The following is a 19628-nucleotide window of genomic DNA, read 5'->3' as shown; positions in this document are numbered from 1 at the left end:
TAAAAATGGCCCGGTTTGAACCGGGCCATTTTCATTTCAAATCAATGCCTGCTTAGCGATAGCAGCGGAATTTGCCATGGCGGTTGTAATACCCACGGCACTGGGTCCGTCGGCCTTCGGGAATTCCAAGCACACCTTTCACGCCGCCCACGGCCGCGCCGACGCCGAGGCCAACTGCGCCACCGACCACACCGCCGACCGGTCCGGCGGCGCGATTGCCGTCACGGTAACCTTGGTTGGCACCCTGCTCACCACCCCGGAATACGCCCTGCGCCTGCGCAAAATGCGGCATGGCGACCAGAGCCAGCACGCCCGCGGCGAACGCCAGGCGGGTCTTCATCGACGAACTGATCGGCAACACAGCGGTCTTAACGGTCATCTGGAGCTTCCCTCTGAGCGACGAGAATTCGCCGCTTGCGATTGTGGGAGGGCAACGCGCGACCTAGGAACCGGTTCCATCTGCCTCCATGAGAAGCTTCCTATCGCGCATCCTCGGGTCGGGCCGAGCCCTCTTTCGGCCCGGTCGCCGCCTTGGTGCCGCCTAGCCCAACATTAAGGATGCACGAAACTGTCACTGGCACCCGGGTCGCCCCATATGCATATTGGAGGCGGGACGGTAGGCGGTACAACAGGTTACGGCCCGGAGGCCAAGGTAAGATGCGTTCGTTTTATATGACCCTTGCGGGTCTCGCCGTTTTCGCCGCTACCAGCACTGCGCAGGCCAAGATCGCCATTACCGTCGACAAGGATGCCCAGCAGCTGACTGTCGTTCAAGACGGCGTCGAGAAATATCGCTGGCCGGTCTCGTCAGGCATTCCGTCCTACGAGACCCCGAATGGCAGCTTCCAGACATTCCGCATGGAGGAGGATCACTTCTCCAAGGAATTCGACGATGCGCCAATGCCCCATGCCATCTTCTTCACCAAGAAGGGCCACGCCATCCACGGCACCGATTCCGTGAACCGCCTGGGCACGCCGGCCTCTCACGGCTGCGTCCGGCTGTCGCGCGAGAATGCCGCGACCTTGTTCGCCATGGTCAAGGCCGACGGGGTGCTCAACACCACCGTCACGCTGACGGGCTCCTCGCAGGTCGCCCTCGCCCGCAACCCGCGCCCGGCGAAGCCGTCTGCCGTCGCCCGCCGCGATATCGCTCCTGCTTCACCGTCGTATGACGCCGCCGGCAATCCCATGGATCTCACGCCGCAGGCCGTGGCACCGAACCGCCGCGTCGCACGTCAGGTACAGCCGGCGGATGACGATCGTTACATCTATCCGGCCGATGGCAATGACGGTCAGCGTTATCCGGCCCCTCCCGGCTATCGCCGCATGACGGAAGCCGAGACCCAGCAGTATTACGCCAATCGTGGCTATTACAGCCGGCAATATCCGCCGCAGGCCTACGCGCCGCGGCCGTATCAGCCGCGCGGCTTCTTCGGGGACAACTGAGCGAAGATGTGTGACGCGTTTTCCTGACGCGAACCGGCATCCACTTCGCTTGAAAACGCTTCAGTTATCTCCGTCCCGTAGCCGGCGCCAGACGGCGCCGAGCACGTTAGAATAGTCGTCGGTCCAGACTCGCTGATCGTCGTTCGCCTCGGTCAGGGCCCATTGCGATGACGTCGCGATGGAGCCGACATCGGCGGCGTCGTGGGCGGAGATGACCACGTTGGTCGAGAAGATATATTCGTTGTCGCGGCCGGAATCCTCCGAATACACCCAGCTCTTCATGTCATTGGCATCGGCGATGCCGACCACGACGCTGGCGAGTTCAAGATGCCGATTCGACACATGCATGACGACGGCGCCTTGCGGGGCGAGCTTCTCCTTGTAAATCTCCATCGCCTCCTCGGTCGCCAGATGGATCGGGATCGCGTCCGACGAATAGGCATCAACGATGATGAGGTCGTAGACGCCGTCAGGCTCCTTCGCGAAGGTCAGTCGCGCATCGCCGATCACCGGCTTGACGTCCGGCTCGCACTTCTGGATGTAGCTGAAATATTTCGGATCCCTGGCGGTATCGACCATCGACTGGTCGATCTCGAAAAACTTCCAATCCTCGCCGGGCGCCGACGCGCAGGTCAGCGACCCCGAACCTAGCCCGATCACCGCCACGCGCAGTGGCGCACCCTTGCGCGCACGCACCGCAGTGATCGCCTGCCCGATGCCGCCGTCCTTGTAATAATAGGAGATCGGCTCCGGTCGTCCGGTCACCGGCGTGCCATCGTCATTAAGATATTTCTCTGCGCCGTGGATGGTCGTGCCGTGCATCAGCACGTGATACTGGTTGTTCGACGTCACCACGATCTTGTGCACGCCGAAGAAACTACGCACGGTTTCGACCCGACCATCGTCCGCCGGGTAGAAACGGATCAGCGCCAGAGCGAGGACAGTGATCGCCAGGAGCTTGAGCCGGTCAGCCCGCAGGATCGCCGCGATTATGCCGACAACGGCAACGGTGCTGACGACATAGACACGTTGGGTATCGATCCACGTGAACAGCTTGCCGGTTGTGTAGCTCGGCACGATCAATGCGATTGCGGCAACCACGAGCGCGATCCAGTACCAGCGCGCCCAGCCGGAATACCGCTCCGGCAAAGACGGCCTGCACAGCACGGCAAATGCGATCAGGATCGGATATTCCGCGATCCATGAGAATGTGAACGGCGCGATCAAACCGGCGAACAGGCCACCCACCATGCCGCCGAATGAGAGTGCGACGTAGTAGCCCGTGAGATAGCGGGCTGCCGGACGCTGCCGGGCCAATTCACCATGGCACGCCATGGCAATAATGAAGAAGCACAACAGATGACCACCGAGGGTCAGCAGCAGATTCTGTTCGCCGCCAACCGCGAGCAACACGATGACGCCGGCAATCGCCAGCGGCTGCAGCATGAGAATCCACGTATGCGGCAGCAGCGGCCGCGACTGGAACACTAGCACCCAGGTCAGCAGATAAAGCGACAGCGGCAGCACCCAGAGCAGCGGCGCCGCAGCGACGTCCGTCGAGATATGCGCGGTGACCGCGATCAGCAGGCCGGATGGGACAGCCGCGAGGAAGATCCAGCGTGCACGCAGCGCCCAGCTCGGCGCCGGCGCGTCGATGGCATCAGCCCCCGGTGCAGCGACGGCAACCGGCGGCGACTTCAACAGCAACACGCCGCAGCCGGCGATCAGCAGGATCAGTAGGCCATAGCCGGACGTCCAGATCAGGTTCTGCGTGCGCAGCGAAAACATCGGCTCCAGCAGCACCGGATAGGTCAGCAGAGCGAGAAAGCTCCCGATATTCGACGACGCATAGAGAAAATACGGATCGTGGCCATTGGGATGGCCCGTGCGCACGAACCAGGCCTGCAGCAGCGGATTGTTCGCAGCGAGCGCGAAGAACGGCAGACCGATCGACACCGCGAACAGGCCGAGCAGCCAGAACGCATAGCCACTTTCCGGCGGCGTGCCCCAGCCCGACGCGATGGACAGCGGCAGCGTCAGCAGCGCAACAACCAGCAACAGGAGATGAATGACGATCGGGACCAGCCGGCTTCGCAATTGCATCAGGTAATGGGCATAGGCGTAGCCGCCGAGCAGCAGCGACTGGAAGAACACCATCGCCACCGACCACACCGCCGGCGAACCGCCAAGCCGCGGCAGCACCATCTTGGTGAACAGGGGCTGCACCGAGAACAACAACAGCGCGCTGGTGAAGATCGCCGCGGTGTAAACCACCAGAAGGAGCCGATTGCGGGAGGCCGAGTTTGGGGCGGCGACGGGCTGCGACGAACTCATGAAGGCTCCAGCATATTGCGCGGCAGAAAGGCGAGAATCCGGCCGGGACCGGCGGGCCGGAATGGAGCATATGGCACCGTTTCGGGCAATGCGCGCTAACTATGGAACCACAATCGTGATGGGCGGCCTTGTGCCGCGCGCGCGCCTCTTCGATAAAGAGGGCCCTATTTTCGTTTGACGCGTTTTCTTAATGCGAACCGGTCGCCACTTCGCAAGAAAACGCTCTAGCAGGCTTTGTTGAAGCGCACATGTCAGACACCGACGTTTTGATCATCGGCGCCGGCCACAACGGCCTCACTTGCGCGGCCTATCTCGCCATGAGCGGGTTGCGCGTGAAGGTGGTCGAACGACGTTCCGTGGTTGGCGGCGCCGCGGTGACGCAGGAGTTTCACCCCGGCTTCCGCAATTCGGTCGCGGCCTACACAGTCAGCCTGCTCAACCCGCAGATCGCCTCCGATCTGAAGCTCGCCGAACACGGCCTGCGGATCGTCGAGCGCAAGGCGCAGAATTTCGTTCCCGCCCCGGACGGCAGCTATCTCCTGACAGGCGAAGGCCGCACGCAACAGTCGGTTGCCAAGCTCAACGCGCGCGATGCCGAGCGGATTGGTGCGTTCTCGCATGAGCTCGAAGTCATCGCCGATGTGCTCAGGGATTTCGTGCTGCGTTCACCGCCGAACGTCGTGCAAGGTTTCGGTCTCGGCGCGATCAGCGAAGCCATCAATGCGCTCGGCACCGCGAAGATTCTCAACGCACTGACCATCGAACAGCAGCGCGTATTGCTCGATCTGTTCACCTGCTCCGCCGGCGAGATGCTGGACGACGTGTTCGAGCATGATCTGGTGAAGGCATTGTTCGGCTTCGATGCCGTGGTCGGCAACTATGCGAGCCCCTATGCCGCCGGTTCGGCCTATGTGATGCTGCACCATGCCTTCGGCGAGGTGAACGGCAAGAAGGGCGTCTGGGGTCACGCCATCGGCGGCATGGGCGCAATCACGCAGGCCATGGCCGCCGCGGCACGCTCGCACGGCGTGCAGATCGAACTCGACAACGGCGTGCGCGAAGTCCTCGTGGAGAACGACAAGGTCGTCGGCGTCATCCTCGACAATGGCGAGAGCATCCGCGCGAAATATGTTGCCTCCAACGTCAATCCGAAGCTGCTGTATACACGGCTGATGCCGGCGGATGCGCTGCCCAAGCCGTTCCTCGATCGCATCCGCAACTGGCGCAACGGCTCCGGTACATTCCGCATGAATGTCGCGTTGAGCACCCTGCCCTCATTCACCGCGCTGCCCGGCAACGGCGATCATCTGTCGGCAGGCATTATCATCGCGCCGAGTCTCGCCTACATGGATCGTGCCTGGCTGGATGCGAAGCAGCACGGCTGGAGCCGCCAACCGATTGTCGAAGTACTGATCCCCTCCACTCTTGATGACAGCCTCAGCCCACCGGGCCAGCACGTCGCAAGTCTCTTTTGCCAGCATGTTGCACCGACACTCCCGAACGGCGCATCGTGGGATGACCATCGGAACGAAGTCGCGGACCTGATGATCAAGACCGTCGATGACTATGCACCGGGCTTTGCCGCCAGCGTGATCGGCCGGCAGGCGCTGTCACCGCTCGATCTGGAGCGCGACTTCGGCCTGCTCGGCGGCGACATCTTCCACGGCGCGCTCTCGCTGAACCAGCTGTTCTCGGCCCGCCCGATGCTCGGCCATGCGGATTATCGCGGGCCGCTGAAGGGGCTCTATCACTGCGGCTCCGGTGCACATCCCGGCGGCGGCGTGACGGGCGCGCCTGGCCACAATGCGGCCAAGGCGATCCTCAGGGACCACCAGGCGCTGTTCGGCTGAGGACATCCTGTGGATAAGCCTGTGCATAGACAGTGGATGGGTCCTGAACAAGCCTGTGCGGAAGCTCGGGAGTACAGCGGTATAATCAGCTTATAACCCTGTACATCGCCACTGTATCGCCCCTGTATCCCCGCCGGTATAAACCCTGTACCAAGCGCGCCTAAGCTGTGCAGACCCTGTTCACGACGCCACCCGGACCCGCGATGACCACGCCCCAAGGAACCAGCCGCGCCACCTTCGCCGTCGGCGACGAATTCAGCGCCAAGCGCATCGTCGATCTCCTCACCGAGAGTTTCGAGGAAGGCCAGGCCGCGATCGCTGCATTTGAGAGCCCCGAGGGCCGCTGGGACGTCACTGTCCATTTCGCCGACCCGCCGGACGAGGCCTCGATCCGCGACCTCGTCAGCCTCGCCTCGGACGACACCGTGGCGGCGAGCATCGTGTTCGACAGCATCGAAGCGAAGGACTGGGTCAAGGAGAGCCTCGAAGGCCTCGTCCCGGTCCGCGCCGGCCGCTTCATCGTTCACGGCCAGCACGACCGCGACAAGGTGCGCCCCAATCAGCTGGGCATCGAGATCGAGGCCGCGCTGGCTTTCGGCACCGGCCATCACGGCACCACGCGTGGCTGCCTCGTCTATCTGGATTATGTGCTGCGCGCGAAGGCCCCGCAACGGATGCTCGATCTGGGCACCGGCACAGGCGTGCTGGCCATCGCTGCAGCGAAGGCCACGAAACGGCGCGTGCTGGCGACCGATATCGACCCGATGTCTGTGAGGGTGGCGCGCGAGAATATGCGGCTGAACGGCGTCGGCAATCTCGTCGATACTGTTTGCGCAACTGGCTTTTCCTCGCCGGCTTTCGGCGATCGCGCGCCGTTCGATCTGATCCTCGCGAACATCCTCGCCAATCCACTGCGCGCGATGTCGACCGACATGGCACGGCACCTCACGCGCAATGGCATGGTGATCCTATCCGGCCTGTTGCCGCATCAGGCGATGAGCGTGATCGCCGCGTATCGCGCCCGCGGGCTTGTGCTCCGCAAGCATCAGATCATTGAGGGCTGGAGCAGCCTGTTGATGCAACGCGCAGGCTGACACGCCTTTCGCCATTTTCCGAACTCCGGAATAACGACGGGCGATCTGGCCAAAGCTGACGGTTGGGTTGCTACTTCGGAGGCGGTACGTCGCGGCGACGAAGCGTTGCATTTTCCAGCCGCTCGACGCGCGTCACGCGCGCTTCGACGAAACGGCCCAGAATCTGGATGATACCGCTACGTTGATTTGGCTGACTGGGCGGAGTTTGGGTGGACTGCACCTGGGTAGGCTGGGAATGGCCAAGCGTGGGGGGTGGCGAAATTTTCTCGAACGTAAAAGCAGGCATTGTGTATCCCCTCTTCGTTGAGTTGAGACACTCTGAATGGCCAAGCATCGCACCGACAACACAAGCCGGGGGACGTTGTTCCATCCGGTTGAACACAACCATCAGATTTCAAGCATAACTTGTGCCAAATCTGCGCAACCCTGCCCCTCGATTGCAGGCCTGACAGCGCACCCATAGGATGATCCCGCGATGTTCGAAGCCCATTTCCAGACGTTCGAAGAGCCCGAAAGCGGCGTGGCGCTGACTGCGCGGCTGGCCGCATTTCGCGAGGAATTGCTGCGCCGGAAACTGACAGGCTTCGTGATTCCCCGCGCCGATCAGCAGCAGAACGAATATGTGCCGCCCTCCGACGAGCGGCTGGCCTGGCTCACCGGCTTCACCGGATCGGCCGGCATGGCGATCGTGCTGCTGCAGGAAGCCGCCGTCTTCGTCGACGGCCGCTATACGCTGCAGGCCGCCAAACAAGTCGATGTGAATGCGTGGAGCATCCAGTCGCTGGTCGAGCCGCCGCCGGAGAGCTGGCTCACCGATCACCTGAAGCCCGAAGATCGCCTCGGTTTTGATCCATGGCTGCACACTTCTGCGGCAGCCGAGAGGCTGGCTACCGCCTGCGCCAAAGCCGGCGCCGAACTCGTCGCGGTCGACAGCAATCCGCTCGATTCGGTGTGGGCCGAGCGCCCGGCGCCGCCGCTCGGCGCGGTATCGATTCACCCGCTCAACTATGCCGGCGTTTCCGAGGCCGACAAGCTCGCCCAGATCCGCGGCGAGATGGAGCGCCTGCGCGTCGATGCGCTGGTGCTGTCGGATTCCCATGCGGTCGCCTGGGCCTTCAACATCCGCGGCGCGGATGTCTCGCATACGCCGCTGCCGCTGTCCTATGCGCTGGTGCCGAAACACGGCCGCCCGCAGATCTTCATCGACCACCGCAAGCTCTCCAACAGCACGCGCAACCATCTTGAAGTCTCGGCCGATGTGCAGGAGCCGGATGCGCTGACGTCGGCGCTCGCAAACCTCGCCGCCTCGGGTGCTTCGATTGCGCTCGACAATGCCACCGCCGCCGATGCGCTGAGCCGGTTGATCACGGCTGCCGGCGGCAAGCCCGTGCGCGGCAATGATCCCATCGCTCTGCTCAAGGCAGTGAAGAATCCCGTCGAGATCAAGGGCACGCAGACCGCGCATCGCCGCGATGCTGTGGCACTGGCGCGCTTTCTCGCCTGGATCGACCGCGAGGCGCCGAAGGGCAAGCTCACTGAAATCGATACCGTCGAGGCGCTGGAGACCTTCCGCCGCCAGACCGGCGCGCTGAAGGACGTGTCGTTTCCCACGATCGCCGGCACCGGCCCGAACGGCGCCATCGTGCATTACCGCGTCACCCGCAAGACCAATCGCCGTATTGCGCTGGGCGATCTCCTGCTGATCGATTCCGGCGCGCAATATGAAGACGGCACCACCGACGTCACCCGCACCATCGCCATCGGCGAACCCACCGACGAAATGCGCGATCGTTTTACGCGCGTGCTGCGCGGCCACATCGCTATCGCGCGCGCCGCATTTCCCGACGGCACCACCGGCGCACAGCTCGATACGCTGGCGCGGCAGTTCCTCTGGCATGCCGGCCTCGACTTCGCGCACGGCACCGGCCACGGCGTCGGCAGTTATCTCTCGGTGCATGAAGGCCCGGCGCGGATCTCCAAGCTCGGCACTACGCCGCTCAAGCGTGGCATGATCCTTTCCAATGAGCCCGGCTACTACAAGACCGACGCCTTCGGCATTCGCATCGAGAATCTCGAACTGGTGGTCGAAGCCCATATCGAGGGCGCCGAGCAGCCGATGAATGAATTCGAGACGCTGACACTGGCGCCGATCGACCGCCGGCTGATCAATGCGCATCGCATCAGCAAGCGCGAACTCAAATGGATCAACGACTATCACGCTCGCGTCCGCCGCGAGGTGATGCCGCTGCTCGATGATGAAGCGACGCGGGTCTGGCTCGAAGCGGCGACAGAGCCGCTCACGCAGCCGCAATAGCGAGAGAACAGCCACCACGTGAATTACAGCCCGCCCGTTCCCAAAGTCGACGCCGTCGACCTCTCCACATCGCGGGTGATGCTGCTGTTGCTGGTGGTGATGACCGGCATCGCGCCGATCTCGCTCTATATGCTGGTGCCGGCGCTGCCAGAACTCGCGCGCACCTTCGGCGCCGACATCTCCATCGCGCAGATGACCGTGTCGCTCTACATGGTCGGCCTCGCCTTCTCGCAGCTGATCATGGGACCGCTGTCCGACAAGTTCGGCCGAAGGCCTGTGCTGCTTGCCGGTCTCGGCCTGATGGTGATCGCCGGCATCGGCAGCAGCTTTGCGCTCACATTGCCGCAGCTGATCGCCGCGCGGTTCTTTCAGGCGCTCGGCGGCGCCACGGGCATGGTGATGAGCCGCGCGATCATTCGCGACCTCTATCCGCGCGAGCGCGTCGGCGCGATGATCAGCCTCGTCATCGCCGTGATGATGATCGCGCAGATGCTGAGCCCGCTGGCCGGCGGTCTCTTGGAAACCGGCTTCGGATGGCGCGCGATCTTCTACGTCGTCACCGCTTCGTCTGTTGTCGTGACACTGGCCATCGCATTCTTCCTGCCCGAAACGAGACGGCGCGCAGCCAGTGACGTGAGCGGCGGCGGCTTCATCGCCGACTCCCGCGTCCTGCTGCGCAGCCGGACCTTCATCGGCTATTTGCTGTGTTACGTCGTGGCCTCCTGGATCATCTTCACCTTTGCCGGCGGCGGCCCTTATGTCGTTGTCACGCAGATGGGCCGTACCTCGGCCGAATATGGCGCATGGTTCGCGACGTCCGGCCTCGCTTACCTCGTCGGCAATCTGTGTTGCGTGCGCTTCGCGCCGCGCCGGACCATCGAACAACTGATCTGGTTTGGCCTCGCGCTGCAATTCGGCGGCGCGCTGCTCAACGTGGTCTGGGGTCTCACCGGCCTGAACCAGAATCCGGCCTGGCTGTTCCTCACCCATATGATCGTGATGTTCGGCAATGCCTTCGTGATGTCGAACGGCGCCGCGGGTGCGCTCAGCATTCGCCCGCAGGCCGCGGGCACGGCATCCGGCATGATGGGCTTCCTGCAGATGGGCCTGGGTTCGCTGTGCTCGCAATTCGGCGCCTGGCTCGGCGGCCATTTCGCGACACCGGTGCCGCTCAATATCGCGCTCGTCGTGCTGTCCTGCGGCTGCGCCGCCGCGATGATCTTTCTCGTCCCCCGCCGCAAGGTGGTGGTGACGGAAGAGATGATCGAACAGGCCGAAGGCGAAGAGACGGGATTGTTGTAGGCGCGCTTTTCTCTCGACGTCATGGCCGGACTTGTTCCGGCCATCTACGCTTTGCTGTGGATGTCGCCAAGGCGTGGATACGCGGGACAAGCCCGCGTATGACGACTGAGTATGTCGTGGCCACGGAGCGCCACGTCTCTCCTGATTCAACTGTCAAACAGCCACTGCTCTTCAGACATGCGTCATCACCCCCATTGTTTGCGGCGCGGGGGCGCCGTCGTCGCTTGCATTCCCGCCCCCTTGTGAGAGGGCGTGCGGAACGCCAGGTGCCCGTTGCACCCTTGGGCCTGACGCGATGCGGTCTTCCGCAATTTAGAGTGCATCAGGACTTTCGGAGGCGCCGAGCAAGTGCCCGGCGTTCCGCATACGGTGTTTTTTCGGTTGCCTGCACATCTGCCATGGCGAACGGTCCCATCACCAAAATTAATGTCCCAGGGCGGAGGGACAGGGTAGCCGCAAAGCACTTGGCCGAACGCGTTTTGACTTGGTCGTCCGTCACACTGTCCAGGGGTCTGTCCATCCGAAGGCCGGCCCGTCTCCTTGCCAGTGGCAGTGCTGGCGCAGATCCGTCCTGCCCGAAGACAGACGTTCCCCCATGAACCGCGTGACGCCGCATCTCCGGCGTCCACCGCATCCCACCCCGCGAACGTGACGATCGCGATCGCCCCTCTCGGTGGGGCAGGACGGAGGGGAATATAAACCTGATGAGGATATTGTCAATGATGGATAGGAAAAAATGTTTAGGGGCTTTGCGCCCGCCCACCACTCGTCATTCCGGGGCGGCTGCGCGCCTTCGCGCAGGCGAACCCGGAATCTCGACATGTTCAGCAAAACACTTCGGGATTCCGGGTTCGCATTGCAGCGGCTCCGCCGCTTTCATGCGCCCCGGAATGACGAGTGTGGATCGAGGTTCGTGCTCTGCCGGCTTTGCCGGCGGCGCACGCCCCGGAATGACCGTGCGGGTCTTTACCCCCCGATCAGCGCCAGCCACTCGTCTTCCGTAAGCACGGCGACGCCGAGATCGCGCGCCTTGGTCAGCTTCGAGCCTGCATCCTCGCCGGCCACCACATAGTCCGTCTTCTTCGACACCGAGCCTGCGACCTTGGCGCCGAGACGCTCGGCACCGGCTTTGGCTTCATCACGCGTGAACTTGGTCAGCGAGCCCGTGAACACCACCGTCTTGCCCGCGACCGGCGTATCGGTCTTGGCCTGTGCGACATCGAGCACCTCGATCTCGCCGAGCAATTCGTCGAGCGCCTTGACGTTACGTTTCTCGGCGAAGAACTCGACCACCGCGTCCGCGACGATTTCACCGACCCCGTCGATGGCGTTGAGATCGGCATAGGCTTCAGACGTATTCTCCTCGCCGCCCTGCCCCGCAGCGGCCGCCAGCATCGCATCGCGAAACGCAGCGAACGAACCGTAGTGTCGCGCCAGCAGCTTGGCATTGCCTTCGCCGATGTGGCGGATGCCGAGGGCGAAGATCAGGCGATTGAGTTCGATCTTGCGGCGGTCATCAATGGCGGCAAACAGGTTGCGCACCGAGGTCTCGCCATAGCCTTCGCGGTCACGCAGTTTCTTGGTGTTGCGCTCGTCGCGTTTGGCCAGCGTGAAGATATCGACGGGGTGCATGATGATCCCCTCATCGTAGAATTCCTGGATCTGCTTGTCGCCGAGCCCATCGATGTCGAAGGCCAGCCGCGAGACGAAATGCTTGAGCTTCTCGACTGCCTGCGCCGGGCAGACCAGCGCGCCGGTGCAGCGCGTGACGACTTCGTCGTTCTCGCGGATCGCGTGGCTGCCGCAGACCGGGCACTTGGTGGGAAATTCATACGGCTTTGCGCTCTTCGGGCGCTTGTCGAGGACAACATTGACGACCTGCGGGATGACATCGCCGGCGCGCTGCACGATGACAGTGTCGCCTTCGCGGATATCGACGCCGTCGCGTAGCGGCTGGCCGTCATTGCCGATGCCTTTGATGTAATCGGCATTGTGCAGCGTGGCGTTCGACACCACGACGCCGCCGACCGTAATCGGCATCAGCCGCGCCACCGGCGTCAGCGCGCCGGTGCGGCCGACCTGGATGTCGATCTTCTCCAGCACCGTGGTCGCCTGCTCGGCCGCAAATTTGTGCGCGATCGCCCAGCGCGGCGCGCGGCCGGCAAAACCCAATCGCGCCTGCCAGTCGATGCGGTCGACCTTGTAGACGACGCCGTCGATGTCATAGCCGAGCTTCGCTCTGATCTCGCCGATGCGGCGATAGAAGGCCAGCGCGTCATCAACGCTCTTGCACGTGGTGATCTCGGGATTGACGGTGAAACCGACCTTGCCCAGCCAGTCGATCATCGCATGCTGCGTCGGCTGATCCATCGGATAGTCCGACATCTCGCCCCAGGCATAGGCGAAGAATTTCAACGGGCGTGACGCAGTGATCGCAACGTCCTTCTGGCGCAATGAGCCCGCTGCCGAGTTGCGCGGATTTGCGAACACGGTGTCGCCGGCCTCTTCCTGCTTCTTGTTCAGCGCAAGGAAATCGCTCTTCAGCATATAGACCTCGCCGCGCAGCTCGCAGGCGGCGGGGATGTGCTTGCCTTTCAGCGTCGTGGGAATGTCCTTGATGGTGCGAACATTGGCAGTGACGTCCTCGCCGGTGAAACCGTCACCCCGCGTGGCGGCGCGGATCAACTCACCGTTCTCGTAGCGCAGCGACAGCGACAGACCGTCGATCTTCGGCTCGGCGACGATGGCCGGGATTTCATCGAGCTTGAGGAAGCGCTGGATGCGCTCCACGAATTCGGTCACTTCCTCATCGCTGAACGCATTGCCCAGCGACAGCATCGGCACCACATGCTGCACCTTGGCAAAGCCGCGCGCGGGCGCTGCGCCGACCGTCTGTGTCGGTGAGGCGCCGGTGACGAGATCGGGGAATTTGGCTTCGATCGCCTCGACCCGGCGACGCAGCGCGTCGTAGTCCGCATCCGACACCGTCGGCGCGTCGTCCTGATAGTAGCGCTTGTCGTGCGCTTCCATCTCCAGCGACAGCCGCATCAGCTCGATCTTCGCTTTGGGCTTCGTGAGCGTGGAGATGTCGGGGGGAGTTTTTGCGGGTTTTGCCATACGCGGTCACCGATGTTCGTCATGGCCGGGCTTGTCCCGGCCATCCACGCCTTGAAGCGCTGTTGTAAAGACGTGGATGCCCGGCACAAGGCCGGGCATGACGGAGTACAATGGTGAAACAAGGTGCACGTCGCGGTTCCGGGTTCGCTCGCAGGCGCGAGCACCCCGGAACGACAGTTCAAATCAGGCCGCGCCCTTGAGCAGCCGCTCCGCTGCGGCCCGCGCTTCGGCGGTGATCTCCGCACCCGCGAGCATCCGCGCGATTTCCTCGCGGCGGTGATCCTCCGCCAGCGTGTTGACGCGCGTCGCCACGCGCTTGCCCTTGTCGAGGGCGTCCTTGGAGATCAGCAGATGCTGGTCGGCCCTCGCCGCCACCTGCGGGGCGTGGGTGACGGCCATCACCTGGACCTTGCCGGCGAGCCGCGCCAGGCGCGCGCCGATGGCGTCGGCCACCGCGCCGCCGACACCGGTGTCGATTTCGTCGAACACCAAAGTCGGTGCGGAGCCCTTGTCGGAGAGCACCACCTTCAGCGCCAGCAGGAAGCGCGAGAGTTCGCCGCCGGAGGCGACCTTCATCATCGGGCCGGGGCGGGTGCCGGGATTGGTCTGAACCCAGAATTCGACGCGGTCGATGCCGTGCGGACCCGGCGTCGCCGCATCGCTGTCGACTTGGGTGATGAACTTGGCACGTTCGAGCTTGAGCGGACCGAGTTCGGCGATGACGGCCTTGTTGAGCTTCTCGGCGGACTTGATGCGCGCCGCGGAAAGTTTTGCCGCTGCGGCGGCGTATTTCTTGTCGGCGTCAGAGGCCGCGGTCTCCAGCCCCTTGAGCTGGCCGGCGCCGGCATCGATGGTGGCGACATCGGCAAAATATTTTGCGGCCAGCGCGGCGAGCCCGTCGACCGGTGTCGAATATTTCCGCGCGGCGCCGCGCAGCGCGAACAGCCGTTCCTCGATACGCTCGAGTTCCGCAGGATCGAAATCGGCGGCGATGAGCGCGGCGGCAAGATGCTGGTCGGCTTCTTCCAGCGCGTTGATGGCGACGTCGATCGCCTTCACCGCGGGCTCGACCAGCGACGGCGATGAACCGGCGCGGCGCTCCAGCCGGCGCACGGCGGCGGCCAGCGACGAGATCGGCGAATGATGGCCGGACACGGCCTCCTGCGCCTCGCGCAGGTCGGCCGCGATCTTCTCGCCCTGCATCATGCCGGTGCGGCGCTCCGCAAGCTTGCTCTCCTCGCCGTCCTTCGGGTTGAGCTTCTTCAGCTCATCGGCGGCGTGGCGCAGATAATCGGCATCGCGCGCGGCACGCTCCATATTGGCGCGATGGCTTTCAAGGGCCGCATAAGCGGACTTGCGGGCCTCCCAGAGCGTCTCCAGCGCGGTGACGTCCTTCTCCAGCCCGGCGAAAGCATCAAGCAGCCGGCGATGCGTGGCGGCATCTACCAGGGCGCGCTCGTCGTGCTGGCCGTGGATCTCGACCAAAGCGGCGCCGACCGCCTTCATCGTCTGCACGGAGATCGCCTGATCGTTGATGAAGGCACGGGTGCGGCCGTCGGCGAGCTGCACGCGGCGCAGAATCATCTCGCCGGAATCGTCGTCGAAGCCGTTGTCCTTGAGAATCGCCAGCGCCGGATGGCCCTTGGCCAGGTCGAACACGGCTGTCACCTGGCCCTGCTCGACGCCGTGGCGCACCAGACCGGCATCGCCGCGGCCGCCGAGGGCCAACGCAAAGGCATCGAGAAGAATGGATTTGCCGGCGCCGGTTTCACCGGTCAGCACTGCAAGACCGCGGGAAAACTCGATATCGAGCCGTTCGATCAGGACGATGTCACGGATCGACAGACGGGCCAGCATGGGAGGTCAGTTCCTAACCGAGGCCAAATCTCTTGAAGGCCTTGCTCAGGTAAGACCCCTTGTTCTCGCTCGGCTCGAGACCGCCGGACTTTACAAGATTGTAGGCGTCTTTGTACCACTTGCTGTCAGGAAAGTTGTGGCCAAGCACGGCGGCAGCGGTCTGCGCCTCGCCGACCACGCCGATCGCCATATAGGCCTCGGTCAGGCGCATCAGCGCCTCCTCAACGTGACGCGTGGTCTGGTACTGCGTCACGACGGTCTTGAAGCGGTTGATGGCGCCGGTGTAGTTGCGCTTGTCGAGATTATAGCGGCCGATTTCCATTTCCTTGCCGGCAATCTGGTCGCGTGCGCCTTCCAGCTTCTTCTTGGCCGAGGTCGCATATTCCGAGGTCGGATATTTGCGGACCACTTCCTCAAGCGCAGCCATCGCCTTTTCAGTGCGGCCCTGGTCGCGCGAGATGTCCGGGATCTGGTCGTAATGCGAGGCGGCGATCAGATACTGCGCATAGGCCGCATCCGGGCTGCCGGGATGCAGCGTCACATAGCGCGTGGCCGAGCCGATGCAGGTGTCGTAGTCGGCAGATTCGTAGGCCGCATAGGCCGACATCAGCAGCGACTTGCGCGCCCATTCCGAATACGGATGCTGACGATCGACTTCCTCGAATTTCTTCGCGGCGGCCTTCGGATCCTTGTTCTGGTTCATGAGGTACAAGCCCTCATTGTAGAGCTTGTCGGCGGGCTCCTCGACGAAGGTGTCGTCCTTGGTGCCAAACTTGTCCCAGATCGCGCCGGTGCCGCAGCCGCTCAGCGGCACGGCCAGCACGATGAGGCCCGCGGCGAACCGCGCCTGGCGGCCGAAACGGGTGAGCAGTGAACCACTGGATTCAAGCGTAATGCGCTGTGCCGACATATATCTGAGACCTGACGCCTTCATGCGGTGTCTGCGCGGTACGCGCACAATCACGGACCAACCGGATACGCGCCCGCAGCTTCGCTTGACCGCGTGCTCTATCTACCCGAATGACATCCGTTAACCAACCGGATACGGAGCCATTTCGCCCGGATTAAGGCGAAGGATGTGGAGATACAGGCGGTTATGGTTACCGGGGATGTCCCGGTGCCCGCAAAGGTCCGCGCTCGCGCAAAAGCGCAATGCAAAATACCGGCAGCGGGTAGAAGGAGGCCAGAAAGCCCGATCTTTAGGACACGTCCGGGCCGAAGGCCGGGGCGATCATGCCGCCAAGCATGCCCGAGGTGACATCGGCGCTGGCGCGGCCGCGGCGGACAGGGACGGCATCGGCTTCGACGATCTTCCAGGCGGAACGATCGGCCATCAGGGCGCAGAGCACGGCATTGTTAAGCTTATGGCCGCCGCGCACCGAGCGGTAGGCGCCGAGGATCGGCAGACCGGCCAGTGCCAGATCGCCGACGGCGTCCAGCACCTTGTGGCGGGCGCATTCATCGCTGTAGCGCAGGCCTTCGGTGTTGAGCAGCTTGTCATCGTCGAACACGACGGAATTCTCGAAGGACGCGCCGAGCGCGAAACCGGCGCTCCAGAGGCGGGCCACGTCGTTCATGCAACCGAAGGTACGTGCACGGGCGATATCGCGGCGAAAGGATTCGGGATTGAGATCGAGCACGTAGCTCTGGCGGCCAATCACCGGATTGGCGAAGCTGATTTCGACTTCAGCGCGGAAGCCCGCAGCGTGAGGGCGGATTTCGCCGAACGAGTCACCGATGGCAACCTGCACGGGTTTGAGAACCTGAATGAAGCGGCGACGGGCGCCCTGCTCCACAACGCCGGCCTGATCGATGGCGGCGACGAAGGCGGCTGCGGAGCCGTCCATGATCGGCACTTCCGGTCCATCGACTTCGATGGTGGCGTTGTCGATGCCCATGCCGCGCAGCGCAGCAAGAACATGTTCGGCGGTGGAAACGATTGGGCCTTCACGATCGCCGAGCACGGTGGCAAACTCGGTGGCGATAACGGATTTGGCGTCGGCCTGGATTTCGCGATCAGCACCTTCAAGACCGGTGCGAACAAAAATATAACCTGCATCGACGGGCGCAGGTCCAAGCGTGAGACTGACAGGCTTTCCGGAATGGACGCCGACACCGGTAACGGTGGCTTGCGATCCAAGCGTTGTCTGTCGGCTGAAAGTCATAAGGTACCCACCCAAGTAGCCTCTCGTCATGAGAGGGACTCTCTCAGTCGAACCTTGCGGCCTCCTGAGTCCCCGAGTCGCAGTCACATTAACCCCTGCCACAAAGTGCGCCAACTCACGCTTTTTTACCGATTGTTACCCCACCTTTGCCGCAATCAGGCCAGGGGTTAATCAAAATTTCTGCCGGTTCCACGGCTCCTTCAAGCATTGGCAGAGCGCGTCGGTAAAGATTAATGACTTACTATCAATAGGTTAAGAAATCCTACTGCCTTTTGGCGGCTGTCACAAACGAAAGCCCCGGCTGATCCAGCCGGGGCTTCTGTCGTCGACACGATTGTAACAAATGTCAGCTGGTCTGGCGGCGCAGGAAGGCCGGGATATCCAGATGATCGTCGCCCTGTGGCGCCGGCGCAACAGGTGCCGGGCGGCCATGAGAATCAAGACCCTGCGGTGCCGGACGTCGGGCGTATTCGGACACCGGCGGCTCGTTGCCCATCTGCTGGGCGACGCTGCGCTGTGGCTTACGCTCGGGCAGCGGCGGCATCGGAGCCATCGGCGGGGCCGACGGACGACCGGAGACCGGCGCTTCCGTTTCCTCGTCGCGGCGGCCGAGACCGACATTGGCCAGACGCTGCAGCAGCGACAGGCGAGCCTTCTGCGGCTCCTCTTCCGATTCGCCGCGTGCCTGACGGATCTCGTTCTGGGCCGGCATCGGCAGTTCTTCGAATTTCGGCATCCGCGGAGCGCGCAGCGGAGCACGTTCGGCCGATGGCGGAATGAACTGTTCGGGGATCGGCGCTTCGACAGGGGCTTCCTGACGCGGCGCTTCCGGGAACAGCGAGGGCTTCTGCGCGATCGGACGCACCATCACGTCGCCATACTGCTGCGGCGCAGCGGCTTCCGGAGCCACGGCAGCGGCGATGGCGGCGAGCGCGGCACGCTCATGGCTGGTCGCAGGTGCACGGGGCGCGGCAGCGGGCGCCGGAGCGCCGGTAGACTTGGCAGCCGCCGCGGCAGCGAGACGCTGGTTGTCAGCGCGGAGACGCGCGGTCAGATCGGCCAGGCGGGCATCCGGAGCACCGTTGCCGGCAGGAGCCGCAACGGCCGAGGTCACGGTGGTCACCGGAGCCGAGGAATTGCGGGCCAGCATGGCCTGCTCGATGCCGGTGGCGACGACCGACACGCGGATCACGCCGTCGAGGCTCTCGTCGAAGGTGGCGCCGACAATGATGTTGGCGTCGGCATCGACTTCTTCGCGAATACGGGTCGCGGCTTCGTCGACTTCGAACAGGGTCAGATCCTTGCCGCCGGTGATCGAGATCAGCAGGCCGCGGGCCCCCTTCATCGAGCTATCGTCGATCAGCGGGTTGGCGATAGCAGCTTCCGCTGCAGTCAGCGCGCGCTTCTCACCGGTGGCTTCGCCGGTGCCCATCATCGCCTTGCCCATCTCCTTCATGACTGCGCGCACGTCGGCGAAGTCGAGGTTGATGAGGCCTTCCTTGACCATCAGGTCGGTGATGCAGGCAACGCCCGAGTAGAGAACCTGGTCGGCCATCGCGAAAGCGTCGGCGAAGGTGGTCTTCTCGTTGGCGACCCGGAACAGGTTCTGGTTCGGGATGATCAACAGCGTGTCGACCACCTTGTGGAGCTCGGCAATGCCGGCTTCGGCCGTGCGCATGCGGCGCTGGCCTTCGAAGTGGAACGGCTTGGTGATCACGCCGACGGTGAGGATGCCCATGTCGCGCGCGGTCTTGGCGATGACGGGCGCTGCACCGGTGCCGGTGCCGCCGCCCATGCCGGCGGTGACGAACACCATGTTGGCGCCGGTCAGGTGATCACGGATTTCGTCGATGACTTCCTGCGCGGCGGCAGCGCCAACGTCGGGCTGCGAACCGGCGCCGAGGCCCTGGGTGACCTGCGTGCCCATCTGCACGATGCGCTGGGCCTTCGACATGGTCAGCGCCTGCGCATCGGTGTTGGCGACGACGAAATCGACGCCCTGCAGACCGGCGGTGATCATGTTGTTGACGGCGTTGCCGCCAGCGCCACCGACACCGAACACGGTAATGCGGGGCTTCAGCTCGCTGATATCAGGAACGTTGAGATTGATGGTCATGAGGTTGCCTCTCGATTACGCGCGCGTTGTGTG

The 19628-nt window shown here is 63.5% G+C and carries 13 protein-coding genes; 5 read left to right on the top strand and 8 right to left on the bottom strand.

Going from position 1 to position 19628, the window contains the following annotated elements:
* Positions 1 to 52: 52 nt before the first annotated feature.
* Positions 53 to 379: a hypothetical protein gene (locus AC1DUY_RS11635; protein ID WP_089268246.1), complete on the bottom strand. Its 327-nt coding sequence runs from the start codon at positions 377 to 379 to the stop codon at positions 53 to 55.
* Between the two features lie 278 nt (positions 380 to 657).
* Here AC1DUY_RS11635 and AC1DUY_RS11630 point away from each other — a divergent pair, with 278 nt between their 5' ends.
* Positions 658 to 1446: a L,D-transpeptidase gene (locus AC1DUY_RS11630; RefSeq protein ID WP_441276761.1), complete on the top strand. Its 789-nt coding sequence runs from the start codon at positions 658 to 660 to the stop codon at positions 1444 to 1446.
* 60 nt (positions 1447 to 1506) lie between these two features.
* On the opposite strand, the gene AC1DUY_RS11625 is transcribed toward AC1DUY_RS11630, so the two are convergent.
* A complete protein-coding gene (locus AC1DUY_RS11625) occupies positions 1507 to 3780 on the bottom strand; it encodes a spermidine synthase (protein WP_478114383.1) in 2274 nt (757 codons plus the stop codon).
* A gap of 248 nt (positions 3781 to 4028) precedes the next feature.
* Here AC1DUY_RS11625 and AC1DUY_RS11620 point away from each other — a divergent pair, with 248 nt between their 5' ends.
* Both AC1DUY_RS11620 and AC1DUY_RS11615 read left to right on the top strand, forming a co-directional pair.
* Positions 4029 to 5630, top strand: a complete 1602-nt coding sequence (locus AC1DUY_RS11620) for a phytoene desaturase family protein (RefSeq protein ID WP_478114381.1) — start codon at positions 4029 to 4031, stop codon at positions 5628 to 5630.
* Between the two features lie 203 nt (positions 5631 to 5833).
* Complete coding sequence (locus AC1DUY_RS11615; protein WP_441276758.1) at positions 5834 to 6724, top strand: 50S ribosomal protein L11 methyltransferase; 891 nt, start codon at positions 5834 to 5836, stop codon at positions 6722 to 6724.
* 70 nt (positions 6725 to 6794) lie between these two features.
* Here AC1DUY_RS11615 and AC1DUY_RS11610 read toward each other — a convergent pair whose 3' ends face one another.
* The gene (locus tag AC1DUY_RS11610) at positions 6795 to 7010 is read right to left on the bottom strand and encodes a hypothetical protein (RefSeq protein ID WP_139285921.1); all 216 of its coding nucleotides are present in this window, start codon (positions 7008 to 7010) and stop codon (positions 6795 to 6797) included.
* 189 nt (positions 7011 to 7199) lie between these two features.
* On the opposite strand from AC1DUY_RS11610, the gene AC1DUY_RS11605 reads away from it, so the two are divergent.
* Together AC1DUY_RS11605 and AC1DUY_RS11600 are read left to right on the top strand one after the other, a co-directional pair.
* On the top strand, positions 7200 to 9038 hold the full coding sequence (locus tag AC1DUY_RS11605; protein ID WP_478114378.1) for an aminopeptidase P family protein: 1839 nt from the start codon (positions 7200 to 7202) through the stop codon (positions 9036 to 9038).
* A gap of 78 nt (positions 9039 to 9116) precedes the next feature.
* Entirely contained in the window at positions 9117 to 10340 is a 1224-nt protein-coding gene (locus tag AC1DUY_RS11600) for a multidrug effflux MFS transporter (protein ID WP_478114649.1), read from the top strand.
* A 966-nt stretch (positions 10341 to 11306) separates the two neighbouring features.
* Here the strand turns inward: AC1DUY_RS11600 and ligA are convergent.
* From ligA to ftsZ, 5 genes are all read right to left on the bottom strand, one after another.
* Positions 11307 to 13457 carry an NAD-dependent DNA ligase LigA gene (gene ligA / locus AC1DUY_RS11595; RefSeq protein ID WP_478114376.1) on the bottom strand — a complete coding sequence of 717 codons (2151 nt, stop codon included), beginning with the start codon at positions 13455 to 13457 and terminating at the stop codon, positions 11307 to 11309.
* Between the two features lie 183 nt (positions 13458 to 13640).
* Positions 13641 to 15314 (bottom strand): DNA repair protein RecN, encoded by a 1674-nt coding sequence (gene recN / locus AC1DUY_RS11590; protein ID WP_120289050.1) that lies wholly within the window; start codon positions 15312 to 15314, stop codon positions 13641 to 13643.
* 13 nt (positions 15315 to 15327) lie between these two features.
* Entirely contained in the window at positions 15328 to 16224 is an 897-nt protein-coding gene (locus tag AC1DUY_RS11585) for an outer membrane protein assembly factor BamD (protein WP_315844373.1), read from the bottom strand.
* Between the two features lie 289 nt (positions 16225 to 16513).
* The gene (gene lpxC, locus AC1DUY_RS11580; RefSeq protein WP_089267338.1) at positions 16514 to 17479 is read right to left on the bottom strand and encodes a UDP-3-O-acyl-N-acetylglucosamine deacetylase; all 966 of its coding nucleotides are present in this window, start codon (positions 17477 to 17479) and stop codon (positions 16514 to 16516) included.
* 346 nt (positions 17480 to 17825) lie between these two features.
* Entirely contained in the window at positions 17826 to 19595 is a 1770-nt protein-coding gene (gene ftsZ, locus AC1DUY_RS11575) for a cell division protein FtsZ (RefSeq protein ID WP_478114373.1), read from the bottom strand.
* Positions 19596 to 19628: the final 33 nt, after the last annotated feature.

It is taken from the genome of Tardiphaga sp. P4_G1 (genome assembly GCF_056401215.1).
This window is presented reverse-complemented; position numbering and strand designations above follow the sequence as displayed.

Coding starts and splice junctions, on each gene's coding strand:
- ftsZ (WP_478114373.1), bottom strand. CDS start 19,595: ATGACCATCAATCTCAACGTTCCTGATATCAGCGAGCTGAAGCCCCGC.
- lpxC (WP_089267338.1), bottom strand. CDS start 17,479: ATGACTTTCAGCCGACAGACAACGCTTGGATCGCAAGCCACCGTTACC.
- AC1DUY_RS11585 (WP_315844373.1), bottom strand. CDS start 16,224: ATGTCGGCACAGCGCATTACGCTTGAATCCAGTGGTTCACTGCTCACC.
- AC1DUY_RS11630 (WP_441276761.1), top strand. CDS start 658: ATGCGTTCGTTTTATATGACCCTTGCGGGTCTCGCCGTTTTCGCCGCT.
- AC1DUY_RS11625 (WP_478114383.1), bottom strand. CDS start 3,780: ATGAGTTCGTCGCAGCCCGTCGCCGCCCCAAACTCGGCCTCCCGCAAT.
- ligA (WP_478114376.1), bottom strand. CDS start 13,457: ATGGCAAAACCCGCAAAAACTCCCCCCGACATCTCCACGCTCACGAAG.
- AC1DUY_RS11610 (WP_139285921.1), bottom strand. CDS start 7,010: ATGCCTGCTTTTACGTTCGAGAAAATTTCGCCACCCCCCACGCTTGGC.
- AC1DUY_RS11620 (WP_478114381.1), top strand. CDS start 4,029: ATGTCAGACACCGACGTTTTGATCATCGGCGCCGGCCACAACGGCCTC.
- AC1DUY_RS11605 (WP_478114378.1), top strand. CDS start 7,200: ATGTTCGAAGCCCATTTCCAGACGTTCGAAGAGCCCGAAAGCGGCGTG.
- AC1DUY_RS11635 (WP_089268246.1), bottom strand. CDS start 379: ATGACCGTTAAGACCGCTGTGTTGCCGATCAGTTCGTCGATGAAGACC.
- AC1DUY_RS11615 (WP_441276758.1), top strand. CDS start 5,834: ATGACCACGCCCCAAGGAACCAGCCGCGCCACCTTCGCCGTCGGCGAC.
- recN (WP_120289050.1), bottom strand. CDS start 15,314: ATGCTGGCCCGTCTGTCGATCCGTGACATCGTCCTGATCGAACGGCTC.
- AC1DUY_RS11600 (WP_478114649.1), top strand. CDS start 9,117: ATGCTGCTGTTGCTGGTGGTGATGACCGGCATCGCGCCGATCTCGCTC.